Here is a 20,001-nt window from a genome sequence, read left to right as displayed (position 1 = left end):
AAATTAATCCGACAATCAGGAGATCCATCGTACACTCCTCAGGAGGACGTGATTCAGGCCTCTCCGAATGACATGCGCACGAGTTCCTGTCTTTAATAGCAGAGCTAAATTTTGTAAAGGGGAATATAAATCACTGTATTAACCCAATTTTTGGGGCAAATCACTTAAATTCTTACTCCCAGTACAAAACATTGCAACTTTTAATTCATACTCAATTGTCTGCATGCATAGACTAACCTGTTCCGAAGATTCCAATGCGGCTTCAAGCAAGGGTCTTGCGTAACCCACGGTTGAGGCGCCCAGTGCAAAAAGCTTGGCAGCGTTTAAGCCGTTTGTAACACCGCCTGAACCCCAAATTTCGAAAGTAGGTTTTAGGGCGGCAGCTTGTTTAACAGAGGTTACAGTATCAATTCCCCAGTTACGAAATGTAATCGCTGCTTGTTGGCGAATAGGGTCATGGATTGCTCTATGTCCTTCAATTCGTCCCCAGTGAGTTCCTCCCAAGCCTCCTACATCAATTGCGGCAATGCCAATATCATTCAAACGGGTCATCGTGGCCTGAGAAAATCCACAACCAGTTTCTTTAACGATAATGGGTAAAGGTAGTTTTTTAACTAATTCAGCTAAGGCTTGCCAGCCTCCTTTATAGGTTGTTGTTCCTTCAGGTTGCATGCACTCTTGTAAGGGGTTGCAGTGAATAATTAATCCATTCGCTTGCAAAGCATCAGTTAAGCGTTGAATATCACATAGTGATGTGGTGATTAATTGGGCGATTCCTAGATTGCTGTATAAGTGGACTTGAGGAAAATCCCGGCGTAAACCGTGCCATTCAAAAGCTGCTTTGGGATCCGTGAGTTCTCGTCTTTGTGAGCCTACTCCCATAGCCCAACCATTCAACGCACAGGCTTCAATGAGGTTGTGATTGATGTGCTTTGCTCGGCGATGGCCTGCTGTCATGGAACTAATGAGAAAGGGTTTTTCTACTGCTTGGCCAAATCGGGAACTTTTAATACTGATTTCATCAAAATTTAAATCAGGAAGGGCGTCATGGATTAGATTGATGCGTTCGAAAGTACTGAGTTCTGCGGTTTGATTTTCAGGCATTAAGGCTAATTTGATGTGATCTTGTTTGCGTTGCTCAAACTCTTCATAATTATTCGTCATGGATTATATGCCTGCTCCGTTATCTGTAGTAAATACACCAAAAAGAATAGAGTCCCTGCAATGTACCTCTTTATGCCAGTATTTTCCACTTATTTTACTTTGTGAAGATTCTATTATGTGAAATAATTATACTATTTTTATGTCTGAGAACCTAATAGGATTCAATTACGAGGAACTATTTATGAGCACACCGCGAATAATTATTGGAATTACTGGTGCCTCAGGCATGATTTATGGAATACGCCTTTTAGAACTATTACGCCCTACATCAATTGAAACTCATTTGATCGTGAGTAAATCAGCCCAACTGACGCGTAAATATGAAAGCAACTTGTCACTTACCGAGGTAAAGGCATTAGCTGATGTTTATCATTCGTGGAATGATGTCGGTGCAAGTATTGCCAGTGGTTCTTTTCAGACCATGGGAATGATCATTGCTCCTTGTTCGATGAAAACTTTGGCAGAAATTGCGCATGGAACGAGTGATAATCTTATTGGTCGGGCAGCAGATGTGACTTTAAAAGAACGTAGAAGATTAGTACTCATGCCTCGTGAATCACCATTACATTTGGGGCATTTACAAAATATGGTCTCTTTGACCCAACAGGGCGCGATTATGTGTCCAGCAACGCCTGCGTTCTATACCAAACCAGAAACAATTGATGACATTATTAATTACAGCGTAGGTCGAATACTTGATCTGTTTAATATTGATGTAGGAATAACACGTTGGCAGGGATAACTCGCTGCCAAAATTTCGTGTTTTAACCAGGACTACAATTTCTTGTGTATTAACCTTTGGTATTGAGTTCAACCCAATTGGCATAAGCTTCCATAAATTTGTGCAAAAACTTTTGAGTGTCTTCCTTGGTAATATTTCCTTGCGCATCAAACAAATCTCCAGCCATTCCTATATAGGTTTCAGGCTGCTGAAGGGTTGGAATGTCTAAAAAGACAAATGATTGTCTTAAATGATTGTTGGCGCCAAATCCTCCAATCGCACCTGGAGAAACACTTATCACTGCGCCAGGGAGTTTGCTCCAAATGCTTTTACCGTAGGGTCGAGAACCCACATCAATTGCATTTTTAAGCACTCCAGGAACAGAGCGGTTGTATTCTGGGGTAACAAAGAGCACACCTTGGTAGGTTTTCATTTGTTCACGAAATTGGACCCAAGCTACGGGCGGTCTGTTTTCGTCATCTAGATCTTGGTTATATAGGGGCAAATCACCAATTTCAACAATTTGAAGGTTTAGAGATTTAGGTGCCAGAGAAATAAGTACTTTTGCCATTTTTCTATTGTAGGATTCTTTGCGCAAGCTTCCTACAATAACTGCGATTTTTTTACTCATATTTACGACTCCTTGTATGTTCAGCCTTACTTAGGCTATACCTGATTGATTATCAAAAACAACCCCAACTTCTTATTAAACAAGAAGATTCTTCAGGAATGAGCTTGTTACTTTCTTCAATAAACATAATTCTGCGGGCCAATGATCCATCGTGTCGGACCAGTTCGATGGTTTTTAACTCATTTAATAACTCATTGATATTGGTAATTTCATTATCACTGATTTTTTTTATTATTGCAGTCACCTTGGCTACATGATTTCGCATAAAATGCCCATGCAACCAGCGTAAAAGTAAATGGTCGTTCTTAGTATAGTCAAGCAGTAAGCGTTTTGCATTGCTTAGGTCGTCATCTTCAGCCTGATAGAGTTGGCTGTATGAATTCGGATAAATCATGTTGATTCGATAAAATTCACGAATCACGTCTTGATTACCAAGTTGTAGTGCATAATCAAATGCAGGACATAGGTTTGGTTTAATTGTTTCAGGATTGTGGTCGACTGCAAGTAGGGCTGCTACCGCTGAAGCTTGGTGTTCACGAACAGCTGCCATCAAGGCGGTTTCATGCTCCTCGTTTTCAGCATTTAATACGGCAAGCGAGTTATTTTTCGCTAAAATTGCTTTTATACTTTCAGTACACCCCGCCGCGGCTAAGCGAATTAATAGTGGAGATCTTGAATCGCCAAGGGGGGTGGTAAGAAAGGCGTCGTTATGATTTTTGTTTAAAAAATAATGAATAAGGGGCATTTTTTGCTGCAAGCACGCATACACCCAAAGTTCATCTTCTATCAGATTGCTGTTGGCAAGATGAGACTCTTTGAGCGTAGGATTGTCAGCGATATTAGTTATACGTAAATCACAATGACTTAATTCAATATGAGTTAAATCAAGAGTTGAGAGATCAAGTCCACGCAAATCCAGATGGTGCAATTGAATCGGTAACTGCAAATCAAAATGCGTAAGATGTTGATTTGCGATGCTCCAATAACATGCAAAATTAATGAGTTCTTTTTTCTGCAGTCTTCCAATTTTAAGCACATAATCATTAAGGAATTGATACCGTTCTTCTCTATTAAGATGCATGAACCATTGCTGCAAGGTTGGGCATAGGGCCAAAAATTCGGCTCCCAAAATATTTAGAAAAGCATACTCACTATTAATTTCTTGAATTTCTTTTACAAGAGTGAGCGTTTCGGCCCAAAGTTTTATTAAAAAATCCTTTCTTTCTGTTTCTAAAAACGGTTCTATATACTCATAAATCAACGGATAGTCTTGTAATACTGCCAAGTATTGCTTTGTGGCGAGTTTATTTTTTAATTGATTGCAGATGATTTCGATCAAATCATCGATTGATTGATAATGAAAGAGATCGATATAGGGTTGTTTTTCATATTGTAACAAACAACTATAGTAGGATATTGCACCTTTTTGTAACGATTTCGCCAGAGCACTTAATGCTTTAAGTGAGGGAAATAATGCATCACTTAAACCTTTCTCAGGACCAAAGGGCAGATTATCATTAAAAGGGTAACTTTTTTTAAAAATCTCATGTTGTTCGGTTACCCATTCCTTCAATTTTTCATCGACAGGGGCTGTCTCTTCCTCTCCTAAAGGTGTTCCTTTAAGTTGATAAAAATAAAGATATTTATTAAATAAAACGATATTCTCTTGCATCAAATTTTTTAGAACCTGGGCACTAAATGTCTGGTATTCTTTCATGACGTTGCTTACGGGTTCGGCATTACTTTCTAATGGCTGTTCGGATGCTTGCCAGGGATTTCCTAAGTTTTCAATTGTTTCAAGAATTGAACCTTTGGCTACATGGCGAATAGTTTGAGCATACAGCATTTGACTTGTATCAACGCGTTTGCTTTCAATAAGAAGTCTAATGATTTCTTCAGATGGTTGTTTATTTTCTTTAGGGTACATTGCAAACCATAAAGCAGAACAACCTGTTGGGGTTATATGGTTTAAGTCGAGGTGAGGATTTTCAGATAAAAACTCCACTAATTGATTGGGTTCTTGTGCATCAATCAGGGTACAAAGTTGAGAATATAAGGACATAATAAATCACACAATTTTTGCGAGAGTGTATCATAGTGAGTGAAAAACCAGCAAAAAATATTGGGCAAAGATATTGATTATCGGGGGAGTTTGACTTAATGGGGTAAATTTTAAATAAAAAACTCCCTATCCTCTAAAATATTCTCATATTTAAGTGAATAGGGAGTTTCAGTAAATGAATTAGACTACTTCAACTTCTTCAGCTTGAGGACCTTTTTGTCCGTTGCTTGGCTTGAACATTACTGTTGCACCTTCAGCAAGAGTTTTAAACCCGGTGCCTAGAATTGCACTGAAATGCACAAAATAATCTTTACCGCCACTTTCTAAAAAACCGAAACCTTTGGACTCATTAAACCACTTTACTGTACCGCGAATTTTTTCTGACATGTTAATTTCCTAAATTGTTACCAGGACATTGTAGCATTATTTTATTAATTGTGCTGTTTTTTTATTAAATATTTTTAAATTTTTTTACATTTAATGCAAAAACAGCAAATAATGCTACCACATCATAGAGCATTTTGACTAAAAATTCTAATACTTTGGAATCTTTTAGCCTTTTGTTGTGAGTCAGTGGATTTGCAGAACTTATTAAAGTAATTAGAAGGACTCATTGTCCAGGGATTTCAATGAGCTCAAGACCATCTTCTTTTTTTAGAAAAGTAAAAATAATTCCTGAACAAAAAGTAAGAGCTCCTAGCATAAGAAACGTATCATGGAATATCTCAACGGATAGCGCATTATCTACAGAATACATAGAGGTAAAAATACCAAGTAAGATTGCTGATATGGCAACACCGAAACTTTGGGCTAATTGTTGAATGGTGCTCATAATACTGGTTGCGGCACTCATATTGTTTTCAGTAATGTTGGCATAGGCCAAAGAATTCATGCCCGTATACTGTAGTGCAATAAGAAATCCATATAGAAAAGTTAAAAATGCGATGCTGTATGTGGATGAATGTTGATTGATGGAGAAAAAAGACCAAAGAGAAAGACTCACAAGGATGGTATTTAAAATTAATAAATTTTTATAACCAAACCACCGTAGTATAGAAAAGGATAAAGGTTTTACTAATAAAACGCCCAAAGCGATCGGCGCGAGCAGCAGGCCAGATAGGCGGGGCGAATAGCCGAGTCCAATTTGTAACAGCAAAGGCAATAAAAAGGGGACGCCGCCAAAACCCAGGCGAGCTAATATATTGCCCACAACCGAAATACAAAATGTACGGGTACGTAAGAGCTCTACTTTAACGATAGGGTGCTTTCTTTTATAGGAGTGTTTGGTATATCCACCCAATAAAAGAAATGAAATCATGAAGGCAGTAAAGATTTCTACGGTTGAAGCAGTTGACTCACTAACCATGGATAAACCAAAGGTTAAGGTAGCTAATCCACTGCCAAAAAGAATAAAGCCTAGTTTATCAAGTGGAGGAACTGGGCGAGGGGGCATAGAGGGTAATAATTTGCTTGATAAAATTACAGCAAGTACTCCGAAAGGAATATTAACCCAAAAAATCCAACGCCAAGAAAAGCGATAAGTAATAATTCCGCCTAACAATGGTCCAAGCATCATGCCCAATGAGGCAACCATCACCACGATACTCATTTTGGCGATTAATTCATGTCGTTCACAAGTTCGTAAAATAATGAGTCGGCCAATAGGGATGGTGAGAGAACCCCCCAAGCCTTGAAGGATTCGTGCACAGATTAATTGTCCTAAGTTATTAGTAAACCCGCACCAAATTGAACTTAAAGTGAATACAGCGATGGCTGCGATAAAAACAGTTTTCATACCAAATTTATCGGCAATCCAACCACTAATCGGAATAAAGATTGCTAAGCTCAAAAGGTAACTGATTAGTGCTAATTTCAAGTCAATGGGATTGACATTTAAACTCTGCGCCATCACTGGAATTGCGGTGTTAATAATGGTGGTATCAACCGCTTCCATAAACATAGCAAACGAAATAATGAACAAGATGATATTTTTTTTCATAAGTTCAGTATAGCAAATAGGGATGAGTCAATGGTAGCGTTGGAGTGGGCGCCGCAGCATTTTTAAATTAAGGTTTCTTAACTTTCTTCCAACGTCCCGCGGCTTGTCCGCGGGATCAAGTGATTTAGTTCATTCCTAGATCTTGCGGACAAGAAGATCAAATTTCAAGGATAACTATTCTAGGTTACTCGTCACTGATTCTATAAATACAAATCAGGACTCACCTAACAAATTTTTTAATCCGGCTAAATGAGATTTGGCCAAATTTTTTGATTGTTCTTCAGAACGTTCCACATTTTTACCAAACCATTCCAAATGTTCTGGGGGTAGTTCCTCCAGGAAGCGGCTGGGTAAGCAATCTTGTAATTCGCCCGCACGACGTCTTTGTTTGGCTAAGGTAAAACATAATCCCTTTTGGGCACGGGTAATGCCTACATATGCTAAGCGTCTTTCTTCTTCAATTTGGTCTTCATCAATACTTACCCGATGCGGCAATAATTCTTCTTCCATGCCGACCAGATAAACGTAAGGAAATTCCAAGCCCTTGGATGCGTGTAAGGTCATTAGCTGCAAGGTTTCGTTATCCTGCTCATCTGCTTGTTCAAGAATATCGATCAAAATTAATTTATTAATCGCCTCGGCTAATGTTTGCTCGGGTTTTTTTGCTAATAAACGCCCGACCCACTCTATTAGTTCCCAGACATTGTCCATCTTTTTTTGTGCTTTTGCAGGAGTATCACATTGTTCATAGATATGGGCTTCATAACCGCTGTCTTCTACCATCTGTTTTAAGTGCTCTATAATCGAGCCCATGGTTAATCGTTTTTTTGTTTCTTCAATCCATGATTTAAAAACTTGTAATGCCGCTCGAGGCTTTTCTGCAACATGTTCACTAAGCGCAAGATGGTCTGCGGAGGCATAAAGACTAATCCCTCGGCTTTGTGCATAGTGCCCCAGTGAATCAAGACTGGTTTCGCCAATGCCACGCTTTGGGGTGTTAATTACTCTTAAAAAAGCAGCGTCATCAGCTTCATTGCACAAAAGTTTTAGGTAGGCAAACACGTCTTTAACTTCTGCTTTGGCGAACCATGATTGTCCTCCACTAATAGTATAAGGAATACTATAATGGCGGAGTACTTTTTCAAATACACGTGACTGATGATTGCCACGATATAAAATTGCATAATCTCCATATTCCGTTCTGGTTCGTAGTTTGTGGCTTATTAAATCAGCAACTACCTGTTCTGCTTCGTCATTCTCATCTTTGCAACGGATCACTCTTAAGAGTTCACCATGACCAAGTTCACTCCATAGTTTTTTTTCAAATAGGTGTTGGTTATTAGCGATAAGATGGTTGGCCGTGTGTAAAATAATATTGGTCGAGCGGTAATTTTGTTCTAACTTTATTATTTTTAATTGCGGATAATCATGCTGCAATTGTTTCAAATTTTCAGGTTTAGCACCTCGCCAGGCGTAAATTGATTGATCATCATCGCCTACCACCGTAAAGCGGGCTTGGATTCCAGTTAATTTTTTTACCAAAAGGTATTGGCTTGTATTTGAGTCTTGGTATTCATCCACCAGTAAATGGCGGATTTTGTTTTGCCAAAAATCTAATACGGAAGAATGCTCATTAAGAAGACTGACAGGGAGACGAATTAAATCGTCAAAATCAACGGCATTATATGCCTTAAGCGCCTGCTGATAACGGGGGTACAATAGAGCGGCTTCTTCATAAAAAGGGGTGTCCGGACTGTTTTTGATAACCTGGTCTGGCGTAAGAAGGTCGTTTTTCCAGCGCGAAATTTGCTGTTGGATTTGGAAAATGAATTCTCGTTCGGTTGCTTTATTTGCGGGTAAAAAACTGCGTAAGATTTGCAAACAATCTTCGCTGTCAAAAATAGAAAATCCTTTTTTCAGTTCACATAAGGCATAATCACGTTTGAGAATGCTTAATCCCAAAGTATGGAACGTTGCTATTTTTAAACCGCGACGATTCGCTGCGGGCAGAACGGCGGCAACGCGAGCACGCATTTCATTGGCTGTTTTGTTCGTAAAAGTTACGGCACATATTGTATTGGCGGCGTAGCCACATGTGTTAATTAAATAGCCGATTTTTTGCGTTATTACTCGTGTTTTACCGCTTCCAGCTCCAGCAAGAACTAATAAAGGTCCATCTATATAGCGTACCGCTGCCATTTGTTGGCTATTCAACATCTTAAAAGGACTCGCTCAAAAAAGAGCGATTATTGCCCGCTTAGGCATTGTGAATCAACTACTAATTTATAGAGCGTTCGACGTCAAATTCTTCTTCAGTATCAATTTCAATGAATTCAGGTTTAGTTTCTGGTTCCTTAGGTTCTTCGATACCAAAAACGACTTTATCAATCGTTTTAAATAAAGGGGCTAGAATATTTTTATCTCTCATGATTAATCCTTTAATATTTTCGGAGGGAGGTTTTAAAAGCATAGTTCAAAATCATTTTTTCTCCAGGAAAAAATACAAAAAAATTATGATATACTTTGCACAGTCACGAGATTTTATTTAGGGTCAGTTTCACTCCCTATTTTGGCGCATCCCTTATTTTTTGTGCTCTCACACTCTCATACCGTGTATGTATGCTGTGCTTCGATGATTAAAAATAAAGAGGGTGATTCAATCTAGAATATTGTATAGCTGACCCTCGTTTGCCGTAATTTTATTTGAGCCCATTATGAAAGAATCCGACACGCTTCAACGCTTTATTTTTGAACATGCCAATATTCGTGGTGAAATTGTTCATATTGAAAATACGTACCAAAATATTATGAGCCAGCGGGATTATCCACCCATGGTTAAAAATTTGTTAGGAGAAGCGATTGTTTCTTGTCTTCTGTTAGCATCCAGTATTAAGTTTCAGGGCAGTTTAAATCTACAATTTCAGGGAGATAAGCGGCTTCCTTTATTATTGGTTCAGTGTGACCATGAGTTTAATGTGAGGGCTTTTGCCCAATTTATTGAGCATTTGGAAACCAAGGAATATGCCACAGCTTTCCTTGAAGGCCAGATGGTAATCACCATTAATCAATACAATCAAACAAGCTCCTATCAAAGTATGGTTCCCATTCAGTCAACCTCCATGAGCGAAAATTTAATGAGTTATTTTGCTCAATCCGAGCAAGTATCCACACGAGTTTGGTTGGCCGTGAATGATAATGCCGCAGCTGGGATGTTGCTGCAGTTAATGCCGGGTGAAGATACCGTACAAAGAGAGCAATTCTGGGAATATGCAGTGCAATTAGGCCAAACAGTGAGTGAGCATGAATTACTTACATTGGATAATGAGACATTACTTTATCGTCTTTATCATGAAACGGAGTTGAGGATATTTGATAGCCGTAAAACTCAATTCAAGTGTCGGTGCAGTCTGGAGAAAATGAAACAGGTATTGGCCGTTTTAGGTGAGGACGATGCAAAAGCATTGTTACAAGAAGAAGGTGAAGTGGCGATTCGATGTGATTTTTGCAATAAAAAATATACGTTTGATCCCATTGATGTAGCGATGTTATTTCATAAGGGATGATGATGGGTGGCCTGGGTGTGAAGTCGTACCCCAAGTAGAATTATTCTCTACAACCCGGGCTGCCTTAGGCTACGAATTCAATTATTGTAAAGTAAATTTTATTGAAGATAGCATTCCTTTATCCGCTTGAATGAGCTCCACACATTCCCCACGCATGGCTTGCAGTACATGTTGTAATCTAATAAATTGCTCGCTGAGTTGAGTGTATAGATCCGTTGAGTGTTTCCCTTCTAACTCACCAATAGTCAAATAGGCGGCTTGTCCCATTTCCGAAAAATACTCAAGACTGACGTGTCTCCTTTTTGCAATTCCGGGAAATAGACCGCAACAGAGTAGGCTTTTATCCCCTACATCGCGTAGTAATTCCATTTGCAGGGTTTTGGGCCTATTTATGGATTCAAGAAAATCGAGTGCAACAATGGATTCGATGAGTTTAGGTCCTTGAGAAAAACGCATTAATAAAAATACCAAATAACTTTCAGTATTTTCAGTGAGCATAAGCTGTGTCGCAGCTTGCGCCTCATTAACCAAAGCATGCCATTGGCTAATGTCAGTGGGATGTAAAATTAATTGTTTCATAATTACTCCCTATTTTTTACCCCTCTCTTTTATTTTAGCAGCTAAAAAAAAATTGGTAGGTTATAAAGCAAGTTATTGAGTTGCAATAGGTATTCCCTACTTGCGCTACTCGGCACCCGGCTACAAATTAATAGGGGGGGGAATTTGAGTTTGCTATACTAAAATACAAGAAGCTGATAGGTTTTAGCTGCTTATTGATGTATAATGTCAAAACTATGAACAAATACTCTGCTTTTTCCTTCAAAGGTTATTTATGATTGATCAGATTCGCAACATTGCTATTATCGCCCACGTTGACCATGGTAAAACCACGTTAGTAGATAAATTACTGCAACAAACAGGTACATTAAATGAGAGAGCGCCTAAAGTTGAGCGCGTAATGGATTCCAATGCTTTAGAAAAAGAACGAGGCATTACCATTCTTGCCAAAAATACATGTGTATATTGGAAAGAGCATCAAATTAATATTGTTGATACCCCAGGACATGCTGATTTTGGTGGGGAAGTTGAGCGTATTTTATCGATGGTTGATAGTGTGTTGTTGCTGGTTGATGCAGTTGACGGACCTATGCCACAAACACGTTTTGTGACTCAAAAAGCGTTTGCCCGTGGATTAAATCCTATTGTAGTGATTAATAAAATCGACCGTCCGGGAGCAAGACCACATTGGGTTATGGATCAAGTATTTGATCTTTTTGATAATTTGGGTGCAACAGATGCACAATTGGATTTTCCTGTAGTTTATACTTCTGCATTAAATGGTTATGCTAAGTTGAATTTGGAAGATGAAGCGACCGACATGAGTGCTTTATTACAAACCATTATTGATGAAGTTGAAGCACCAAAAGTGGATGCGAATGGTCCTTTCCAAATGCAAATTAGTTCTCTCGATTATTCATCTTATGTCGGTACGATTGGCATAGGTCGTATTACTCGAGGACAAATTAAAGCAAAATCCGCAGTGAAGATTATTGATAAAGACGGCAACATTCGTGCTGGTCGATTATTGCAATTATTAGGTTTCAAAGGCCTTGAGCGTACTGAAGTTGAAGAGGCCGGTGCGGGCAATATTATTGCCATTACAGGTATTGAAGGCATTAAAATTTCTGACACGATTTGTGATCCTAATCAGGTCGAAGCATTACCGGTGCTTTCTGTTGATGAGCCAACAATTAGCATGACCTTCCAAGTGAATGATTCGCCTTTTGCAGGCCAGGAAGGAAAATTTGTGACCTCGCGAAAAATTCGTGAGCGTTTAGATACAGAATTATTGCATAATGTGGCTTTACGTGTTGAGGATTGTGACGATCCTGATAAGTTCCGTGTATCTGGTCGTGGTGAACTCCATTTATCCATTCTCATCGAGACGATGCGTCGTGAAGGCTATGAATTAGCGATTAGTAAACCAGAAGTGATTATTCGCGAAGTCGATGGTGAGCAACAAGAGCCTTATGAGCATTTGACTGTGGACGTCGAAGAAAATCACCAGGGTTCGATTATGGAAAAGCTGGGTGAGCGTCGTGGTGAACTACAAAATATGGTTCCTGATGGCAAAGGAAGAGTACGCCTTGACTATATGATTCCTACCCGAGGCCTTATTGGTTTTCATAATGAATTCTTGTCTTCTACCTCCGGTACAGGTTTAATGTATCATGTTTACGATCATTATGGTCCGGCCATTAAAGGACGAATTGGGAAGCGTGCAAATGGCGTTTTGATTGCCAATTGTCAAGGAATGGCTCGTGCTTTTGCTTTGTTCAACCTGCAAGATCGTGGTAGGTTATTTGTTGAGCCGCAAACAGTTTGTTATGAAGGGATGATTGTTGGAATCCATGCCCGTGATAATGATTTAGTTGTGAATGTGACTAAAGAAAAGCAATTAACTAATATTCGTGCTTCAGGTTCCGACGAAAACATTATATTAACTCCTGCAGTCAAATTAACTTTGGAGCAGGCATTGGAATTTATTGATGATGATGAATTAGTGGAAGTTACTCCTGATTCGATTCGAATAAGAAAAAAATCATTGAAAGAACATGAACGAAAAAAAGCATCAAGAACAGCAAACATTGAAGAATAAATTTAAACGGATCGTTTTGTATGCACGTCAGCACCGAGCCAATCCAGGGGTAAATGAAAGTTTAGGCCGTTTGATTGAGTTTCTGGAAAAGCAAGACGTGCAAATTTATCAAGACATTGATACCGCTTCGGGCTTTGATGTGAAAATTCCCGTGTTGCCCAGAGAAGATATGGGGAAAAAAAATGATTTGATCATTGTTGTCGGGGGTGATGGAAGTTTGCTGTCAGCGGCCCGCATGGCGATTAAAGTGGATACACCCGTAATAGGAATCAACCGCGGACGCCTGGGATTCCTTACCGACATTTTGCCTCATGAACTGGAAAAGCAGCTCGGTGCAGTTCTTCGAGGCGATTATGAAGAAGAAAAGCGTTTTCTTTTACATACTCGAATTTACGATGAACATCATACTTATTTTGAGGGTGATGCACTCAATGACGTAGTATTAGGTCGTGGTCAAGAAACACATCTCATTGAATTTTCAGTACATGTCAATCAACAATTGGTGAGTCATTATCGCTCCGACGGTATGATTCTATCGACACCGACTGGTTCTACTGCCTACGCGCTATCTGCGGGTGGTCCAATAATGCATCCACAATTGAATGCCATCGTGCTTGTGCCTATGTTTTCCCATAGTTTGAGTTCACGTCCATTGGTTATTGACGGCGAAGCTAAAATTGAACTGCATATCAGCCAATTTAATGAGGCCGATTTGCGAGTGAGTTGTGATGGTCATGAATCAAGAATGGTCAAACCCGGACAAAAAGTTGCTATTCAAAAAAATGATCATCAATTACGTCTGCTACACCCTCTTGATTATCATTATTATGATACATTACGATCAAAACTTGGTTGGGAATCTAAACATCAAGGATAGGATTGAACATGCTCACCACTTTGTGCATTGAACAGTTTGCAATTGTACAACACTTGGAGTTGGATTTTACTCAAGGGATGACTGCCTTCACTGGTGAAACAGGAGCAGGTAAGTCCATTATGATCGATGCTTTGATGCTTGCTTTAGGTGATCGAGCAGATGCTTCGGTTATTAGACCTGGCCAGGAAAAATGCGACATCACCGCCGGATTTTTTGTGGGGCCAGGTTCGGAACCTGCCCAATGGCTTGCTGAACACGATATTCCTTGTGATGATGGTGAAATATATTTGCGGCGTGTGATTTATGCCGAAGGTCGTTCCAAATCCTATATTAATGGCCAACCATTTCCATTACAAAAAGTAAAAGAACTCAGTGAAAAGCTGGTCCATATTCACGGACAACATCAGCATCAAACATTAATGCACCATGGAACACATCGTCAGCAGTTGGATCAATATGGCAAAAATCATCCATTACTTGAAGAAGTAGCCCAACTCTACAAACAATGTCACAAAATACATCAAGAAATAGAGGCATTGCAAAGCCAGGAACAACAAGTAGATAAAATTGCATTACTACAGTTTCAAATTGATGAGTTATCAGCGTTGAATTTGCAAGAAAATGAAATTGAGACTTTATATCAAGAACATCAAATGTTGCATCATGCAAAAGATTATTTGCAAAAAAGTCAGCAAATTAATGGATTATTAAATTCTGAGGATGAACCCAACATTTGTACCAGTTTAAATCAGATTTTGCACTCCCTGAGTCAATTACCACAAGAACAAGCTCAAATCAGAAATACTGTGGAGTTGATTAATGGGGCACTAATTCAGTGCGAGGAAGCGATTGATGAGATGCAACAATTTGCGGAGCGTATTTACCTGGATCCAGAGCGATTACATGAAATCGAAACCCGTATGAGTTCCATACATCAGCTCGCGCGTAAATATCATATTGATAGCAGTCAACTCCATGAGCATGCTCGAAACTTACAAAACGAATTAGATCAGCTGCAAGATGGCGAAAGCAGATTAGCAAAATTAAAAATAGACCATTGTCAATTAGTTGCAACCTATGAAAAAGCTGCATTTAAATTAAGAGAAGTGCGGCAAGCACAGGCAAAAAAACTGGCGAAAGAAATCACAGCCAGTATCCAACAGCTTGGTATGCCTAAAGGCCGGGTGGAAATTGAACTATCTCCTTTAGAAAAAATGCAACTCCATGGCCTGGATAAAGTGGAATACAAGGTGTGTACTAACCCGGGGATGGAGCTGGATTCATTAAGTAAAGTGGCATCAGGTGGTGAGCTTTCGCGAATTAGTTTATCCATCCAAATGATTACTGCCCAACAAGGTACTACCCCTACCTTATTATTCGATGAAGTTGATGTTGGTATTGGTGGGGCTACCGCTGCTTTAGTTGGGCAAATGCTGCGTAAATTAGGTGAGCGTTTGCAAGTATTTTGTGTGACACACCAACCTCAGGTTGCTGCTGCCGCTCATAACCATTTTATGGTTGAAAAGCGAAGTGATAATAAAGAGACGTTTACCCATATTTCGTTACTGCAATCTACCGAAAAAATTGATGAAATAGCACGCATGTTGGGGGGGTTGAAAATAACAGAGCAAACTCGCTCCCATGCCAAAGAACTGCTACTACAAAGTAACTAAGAGCTGTTGAATATATGGAGTCATTCCCGTGAGGGAATGACAAAAATTTTAGTTTCGTCAACTGTATGAAGGCGTAAGCCGTAACTCGGGATGTGCTAGGGGCCCAGGTTTCGCTTCACTTTACCCTGGCAACACTCTTAAGTTGACCAGTGAGCCCAGCCGTACATCTTTATGCCGATTTCAATGCTTCACTAAGTGAAATAAAGTGGTAGCCATGTTCTTCAAACATGTGCAGTAAATCATCTAAAAAATAACCATTCAGCAAATTAGCATGGATGAGTAAAATTTGTTTTCCGGGTGTATTTTTTTCGGCCGATAATGTGCGTTGCCAGACATATTCAAGATAGCGTTGTTTAAACTCAGTTAATGAGGCATTTGGATTCTGTTTCAATAGCATTATTAATTTCGAATTAAATTCGAAATCCTTACTATCAATGGTCACTGGAGCAATAGTGTAATCATTTTTACTTAAATAGTGGCGAATAACACTTTTTTTCCAAAATTTGCCTTCCGAAAGATAGGGGTAACGAAAATATTTTGGCTGTGACATAAATGGGGCAAGGACTTTATCAGCCTTAATGAGATCGTTAATGTAATCGTCATAAGAAACCCGTTTTAATTTCAAATGGGCGTAACTGTGGTTTCCTAATTCCAATCCATTTTGTTTAAATACCTGAAATTGTTTTATAGTTTCGTCATTAACCCGATTACCAATCATAAAGCCTATTGCTGGAACTTGATGTTTTACAAGGCTGTTAACCATTTTTTCAAAAGTTTCATAGGGTGTTTTAATAAGAGGTAAGTCATCAATGGTAATTGCAACACTCCGTTGTTCAGCAAAGCTGACCCCAGCAAATAGGAAAAATACAGCAATAGCATGATACAGAATTTTTTTCAAAATAGTACTCCAAACATGGTATTGGTAAAACGTTATGGTTAATTGTTAAACCGAACTAACTCGATATCAGGTGACTATGTTTGCATAGAAACGCGATAGTTCCAATAGCTAATATTAGAGCTGTTGAGCCACCCTATCTATAGAAGATAGGGCGATACACGGAGGATCATTGGATTATGAATCAACTATTACATTGCATTAATGCGTTCCGGTAATGCATCCATGAACTCTTGGGTTGTAGTTTTACCACCTTTTCGTAAAGCAAATAGTCGAGGTTGAGCATAAATAGGATTATCTTTGGCCTGATTAAGTACATCGTTTACTGAAGAATTATCAGAAAGAGTGGCACGAATTTTACTTTTTAATTGTTTTAATTGTTCTTTTTTATCCGCTGCTACTTTAGGATTAATACTCACAGTGTCTAAGTGTTTGCGCTCATATTTTTCTATGAGTGACACAGTATGTTCAATATTCCATTCTTTTGAAGGATGTTTTGCATCTTTTTCCAGTGAAATATGGACCCCTTTTGGAGTTCCTAATTGGTTATTCCATGCTTGAGAAAAGCTTAATGCCTTGGGTTGTGAATCCTGCTCAAATTCAATCGGGGCGGGGTTTATTTTGCTTGCTAAGTAATCCCAGCTGGCTGCAAGAAAATATACAGGGGAGGGTAGAAATTTAAGAAATTTGGTTGGAATGTCGGTATCCTGTTCGTTTTCCGCTGGAATTCCTAATTGTTTATTCCATGCTTGAGAAAAACTGAGTGCCTTGGGTTGTGAATCCTGCTCTGAGTCAATCGGAGCTGGGTTCATTTTACTTCCTAAGTAATCCCAGCTGGCTGCAAGAAAATATATAGGAGAGGCTAGAAATTTAAGAAGTAGTGTTGGAATGTCAGTCCCATGTTCGTTTTCCGCTTCAGAATCTAGGCGCTCCTCCAGCAGGGTTTTCTTCTTATGAGAATTAGATCCAACGAAATAGTGGGCATCTTCAAAACCTTCACTAATAATTGCTACTAGCGCAGCCACTATTTGAGGAACCCCAGGCATGCGATCTGAGGTTAGCGCAACGCTGACTAAATGACCAAAGAAAAGGAGAATGCGTAAGGGGGTAATTGTTAATTTTAATAGAATACGAAATGGGTTAAGCATCTGCAGCCAATTTTCTGTCTCCCACATATGGGTAAGTCCAGAAGAAAGTGATTTGTAAGTACTCTTCACTATATTTTCAGAATCGGCTTTCAATGCCTCATACATCATTTCTAGTGATTCAAAAGAGTTTTGTACATTAAAAGAAATAGCGGATAAGCCCGTGATAAAGGGGTTAATTACACCCATAACAAAACTGGGAATTTTTTTCATCCACTCAAATAAAGGGCGAGCACTTGTTGCCACCGTCCACCAAGTACCTGCAGTACAAACAGTAAGTGCAATGGCTAAACTAACTAAGAATATAGCTAGGGCAGCCATAAAGAGGTTACGGGTTGTTAAGCCTTCGCTCAGATCATCTCTTAGTTTGGTGTACCATTTTTTTATGGTGTCATTGTTAATGAGATCGGTAATCGTGTTATAAGTCAACATCCCATAAGCCGCCCCAGCAATTACTGCCATAGGAACAACCAGGATTGGCCAAAAAGCAAAAGGAATCATGGCCATTAAAGGAATCACGCTAAAGGCTTCAACAATGAGGTAGGTGCTACCAAGTCCCATAAACGTTGCAGCAAGAAGACTAAAGCCTTTAACAAAATTAAAAGTGGATTGGCGTTTTTCTAGGCGTTCTTGCCATTCACTTTGTCCCCGTTGTTTAAGCCAGTCTCTTAGTCGCTCTGTATAAACGGATAATTTCTCTGTTTCCTTTTTCTTGGTCGCAAATAATTGTAATGCGAACCATTTTTCCATGTCCGACAAAGTTTTTTCGATTTGTTTTTTGTGTTTTTTGCTCTCTTTATCGAGGTGTTTGTGGTTAAACTCGCTCAGCAGTTTGAGTTGAGTCTCATAATCTTTGAAAAACTGAGGGCATTCTTTAGAATCGGTATTTTCTGGAAAATGTTCAAGCAAATACTCTTTAGCTAAATGATTCTCCAGGTAATTACTTTTAAAAAGTTTTTTGAATGATCCTTTTATGTTTTGTAAATAAACTTCACCTTCATAGGCAACTGAGAGCCCAAAGGCAGCAAATGCCAGAGATAAAGCGGGATATAAGGCATACATCCCTCCAAAACTTAAAAAACCAAGAATTAAACTGGCGCCTACAGTAAGAGAAGCCAGAGCAAGGTAACGAGGAATTTTTTTGAATCTTTTTTTTGTTACTGCCATTTATTTGCTCAATTAATGGATTGGGGTTCAACTCTATCCCAAATGAAAATGATTATCAATAGCGATAAGTTTAAAAAAAAGACATGTGGCTATTTTTTTAGTGAAGAAAACTTAAATTAAACAGTGGATTCAACTGCCGAATTTAGGTAAAGTGAGTTTTCACGCTGTAAATATATTTAAAATTTAATTTTAACTTAGGAGTAGAAATGCGTTTGAATCAATGGATGACCTATATTGCACTGGGCTCAGCGCTTGCAAGTGCGAATGTTTTGGCAGCTAATGCCCCTGTTCATGAGCAGTTACAAGTGCCTCAATGTCTTGCTGCAAAAATTGCTACTCCTTATGAGGTTTTAGCAGAAAATAAACAATTTAAGATTATTGATATCGCTGCAGCTGATGTAGATGCCCTGACTCATTTGGCAGATGAAGCAAATTGTGGCCGTTTTGTGAATGTCAGCCACCATATAATTGGTTCTTTACTGCAAGCAAAAAAACAATCTGCGCAACGAGTTCTACAGAAAAAAACAATTAAAAAATTACAGCCACAAAGTACAGTTTATGAAATTAAACACCAGGATGAAGTCAATGCGGCATTACAGGATGTAACTCCAGCTAATATTTGGAATACTTTGACAAAACTTACTTCGTTTCATAACCGTTCCGCTACCAAAGATACAGGCGTGGATGCTGCACGTTGGCTAAAAAAGACTTTTGAAGACATGGCCCAAGCCAACGGTCGCACTGATACAGCCACATTTTTTGTGAAAACAGGCACTTATTATAAGCAACCTTCATTAGTGACCGTGATTGGTAAAGACATTAATGCACCAGCTGTTGTAATTGGCGCGCATATGGATACACTGGATGGCCGTATGCCAGGGGCTGGAGATGATGGTAGTGGTTCTTCATCAATTATGGAAATGGCTCGGGTTTTGCTGTCCTCTAAAACAACCTTTAAGCGCCCAATTTATATTATTTGGTATGCAGCTGAAGAGCGAGGTTTGGTCGGTTCTCAATATGTAGTTGAGCATTTTATGGATAATTCGATTCCCGTAAAAGCGGCCATTCAGTTTGATATGACTGGATATCGAGTGGATTCCGAAGACCCAACAATGTGGGTATTTACTGATTACACCAATAAGAGTTTAAGTAATTTCGTAGCCGAATTAATCAACAATTATGTTCAAGTTCCCGTTGCCTATTCAGAGTGTGGCTATGGTTGCAGTGACCATGCTTCTTGGGATGAAGTAGGTATTCCAGCTGCATTCCCATGTGAGTCTAATTTTGAAGATCACAACCCCTACATTCATAGTTCTCAAGATACCATGGACAGATTAAGTCTTGAACATATGACTAATTTCTCTAAGTTGGCATTGGCTTTTGCTATTGAAATGGCATCAGAATAATCTAGATTGCTTACTAGTTCACCTGCCTCCCACGGCTCA

15 protein-coding genes and 1 pseudogene are annotated in these 20,001 nt (G+C 39.1%); 6 read left to right on the top strand and 10 right to left on the bottom strand.

The window, feature by feature from the left end; all coding sequences use genetic code 11:
- Window positions 1–138 precede the first annotated feature (138 nt).
- Entirely contained in the window at window positions 139–1,164 is a 1,026-nt protein-coding gene (fni, locus tag ACWTEW_RS09005; RefSeq protein WP_454781347.1) for a type 2 isopentenyl-diphosphate Delta-isomerase, read from the bottom strand.
- A gap of 181 nt (window positions 1,165–1,345) precedes the next feature.
- Between fni and ACWTEW_RS09000 the strand changes: the two genes are divergently transcribed.
- The gene (locus tag ACWTEW_RS09000) at window positions 1,346–1,906 is read left to right on the top strand and encodes a UbiX family flavin prenyltransferase (RefSeq protein ID WP_454781346.1); all 561 of its coding nucleotides are present in this window, start codon (window positions 1,346–1,348) and stop codon (window positions 1,904–1,906) included.
- 49 nt (window positions 1,907–1,955) lie between these two features.
- Here ACWTEW_RS09000 and ACWTEW_RS08995 read toward each other — a convergent pair whose 3' ends face one another.
- The 6 genes from ACWTEW_RS08995 to ACWTEW_RS08970 form a co-directional block, all read right to left on the bottom strand.
- Window positions 1,956–2,516, bottom strand: coding sequence for an NADPH-dependent FMN reductase (locus ACWTEW_RS08995; RefSeq protein ID WP_454781345.1), 561 nt, complete (start codon window positions 2,514–2,516; stop codon window positions 1,956–1,958).
- A gap of 52 nt (window positions 2,517–2,568) precedes the next feature.
- Window positions 2,569–4,578 carry a DUF5617 domain-containing protein gene (locus ACWTEW_RS08990; protein ID WP_454781344.1) on the bottom strand — a complete coding sequence of 670 codons (2,010 nt, stop codon included), beginning with the start codon at window positions 4,576–4,578 and terminating at the stop codon, window positions 2,569–2,571.
- Between the two features lie 180 nt (window positions 4,579–4,758).
- A complete protein-coding gene (locus tag ACWTEW_RS08985) occupies window positions 4,759–4,965 on the bottom strand; it encodes a cold-shock protein (protein WP_131778180.1) in 207 nt (68 codons plus the stop codon).
- A gap of 223 nt (window positions 4,966–5,188) precedes the next feature.
- Window positions 5,189–6,577, bottom strand: a complete 1,389-nt coding sequence (locus ACWTEW_RS08980) for a DHA2 family efflux MFS transporter permease subunit (RefSeq protein ID WP_454781343.1) — start codon at window positions 6,575–6,577, stop codon at window positions 5,189–5,191.
- A gap of 213 nt (window positions 6,578–6,790) precedes the next feature.
- Window positions 6,791–8,794 carry a UvrD-helicase domain-containing protein gene (locus ACWTEW_RS08975; protein ID WP_454781342.1) on the bottom strand — a complete coding sequence of 668 codons (2,004 nt, stop codon included), beginning with the start codon at window positions 8,792–8,794 and terminating at the stop codon, window positions 6,791–6,793.
- 61 nt (window positions 8,795–8,855) lie between these two features.
- Window positions 8,856–9,005, bottom strand: a complete 150-nt coding sequence (locus ACWTEW_RS08970; protein ID WP_454781341.1) for a hypothetical protein — start codon at window positions 9,003–9,005, stop codon at window positions 8,856–8,858.
- 286 nt (window positions 9,006–9,291) lie between these two features.
- Between ACWTEW_RS08970 and hslO the strand changes: the two genes are divergently transcribed.
- Window positions 9,292–10,140, top strand: a complete 849-nt coding sequence (hslO, locus tag ACWTEW_RS08965) for an Hsp33 family molecular chaperone HslO (RefSeq protein WP_454781340.1) — start codon at window positions 9,292–9,294, stop codon at window positions 10,138–10,140.
- An 81-nt stretch (window positions 10,141–10,221) separates the two neighbouring features.
- Here hslO and ACWTEW_RS08960 read toward each other — a convergent pair whose 3' ends face one another.
- A complete protein-coding gene (locus ACWTEW_RS08960; protein ID WP_454781339.1) occupies window positions 10,222–10,719 on the bottom strand; it encodes a hypothetical protein in 498 nt (165 codons plus the stop codon).
- Between the two features lie 253 nt (window positions 10,720–10,972).
- Between ACWTEW_RS08960 and typA the strand changes: the two genes are divergently transcribed.
- From typA to recN, 3 genes are read left to right on the top strand one after another with little or no spacing between them, the layout of a single operon-like run.
- Window positions 10,973–12,799 (top strand): translational GTPase TypA, encoded by a 1,827-nt coding sequence (typA, locus tag ACWTEW_RS08955; RefSeq protein ID WP_454781338.1) that lies wholly within the window; start codon window positions 10,973–10,975, stop codon window positions 12,797–12,799.
- The gene (locus ACWTEW_RS08950; RefSeq protein WP_454781703.1) at window positions 12,789–13,676 is read left to right on the top strand and encodes an NAD(+) kinase; all 888 of its coding nucleotides are present in this window, start codon (window positions 12,789–12,791) and stop codon (window positions 13,674–13,676) included. Before typA ends, ACWTEW_RS08950 begins: the two co-directional genes overlap by 11 nt.
- Before the next feature lie 8 nt (window positions 13,677–13,684).
- Complete coding sequence (gene recN, locus ACWTEW_RS08945; RefSeq protein ID WP_454781337.1) at window positions 13,685–15,349, top strand: DNA repair protein RecN; 1,665 nt, start codon at window positions 13,685–13,687, stop codon at window positions 15,347–15,349.
- Between the two features lie 169 nt (window positions 15,350–15,518).
- On the opposite strand, the gene ACWTEW_RS08940 is transcribed toward recN, so the two are convergent.
- Window positions 15,519–16,247 carry a polysaccharide deacetylase family protein gene (locus tag ACWTEW_RS08940; RefSeq protein ID WP_454781336.1) on the bottom strand — a complete coding sequence of 243 codons (729 nt, stop codon included), beginning with the start codon at window positions 16,245–16,247 and terminating at the stop codon, window positions 15,519–15,521.
- Between the two features lie 683 nt (window positions 16,248–16,930).
- Window positions 16,931–18,556: pseudogene (locus tag ACWTEW_RS08935) on the bottom strand (hypothetical protein); the annotation flags it as partial.
- A gap of 206 nt (window positions 18,557–18,762) precedes the next feature.
- Between ACWTEW_RS08935 and lapA the strand changes: the two are divergent.
- Window positions 18,763–19,962, top strand: a complete 1,200-nt coding sequence (lapA, locus tag ACWTEW_RS08930; protein ID WP_454781335.1) for an aminopeptidase LapA — start codon at window positions 18,763–18,765, stop codon at window positions 19,960–19,962.
- The last annotated feature ends 39 nt before the right edge of the window (window positions 19,963–20,001 follow it).

The organism is Legionella stuttgartensis (genome assembly GCF_977063405.2).
This window is presented reverse-complemented; position numbering and strand designations above follow the sequence as displayed.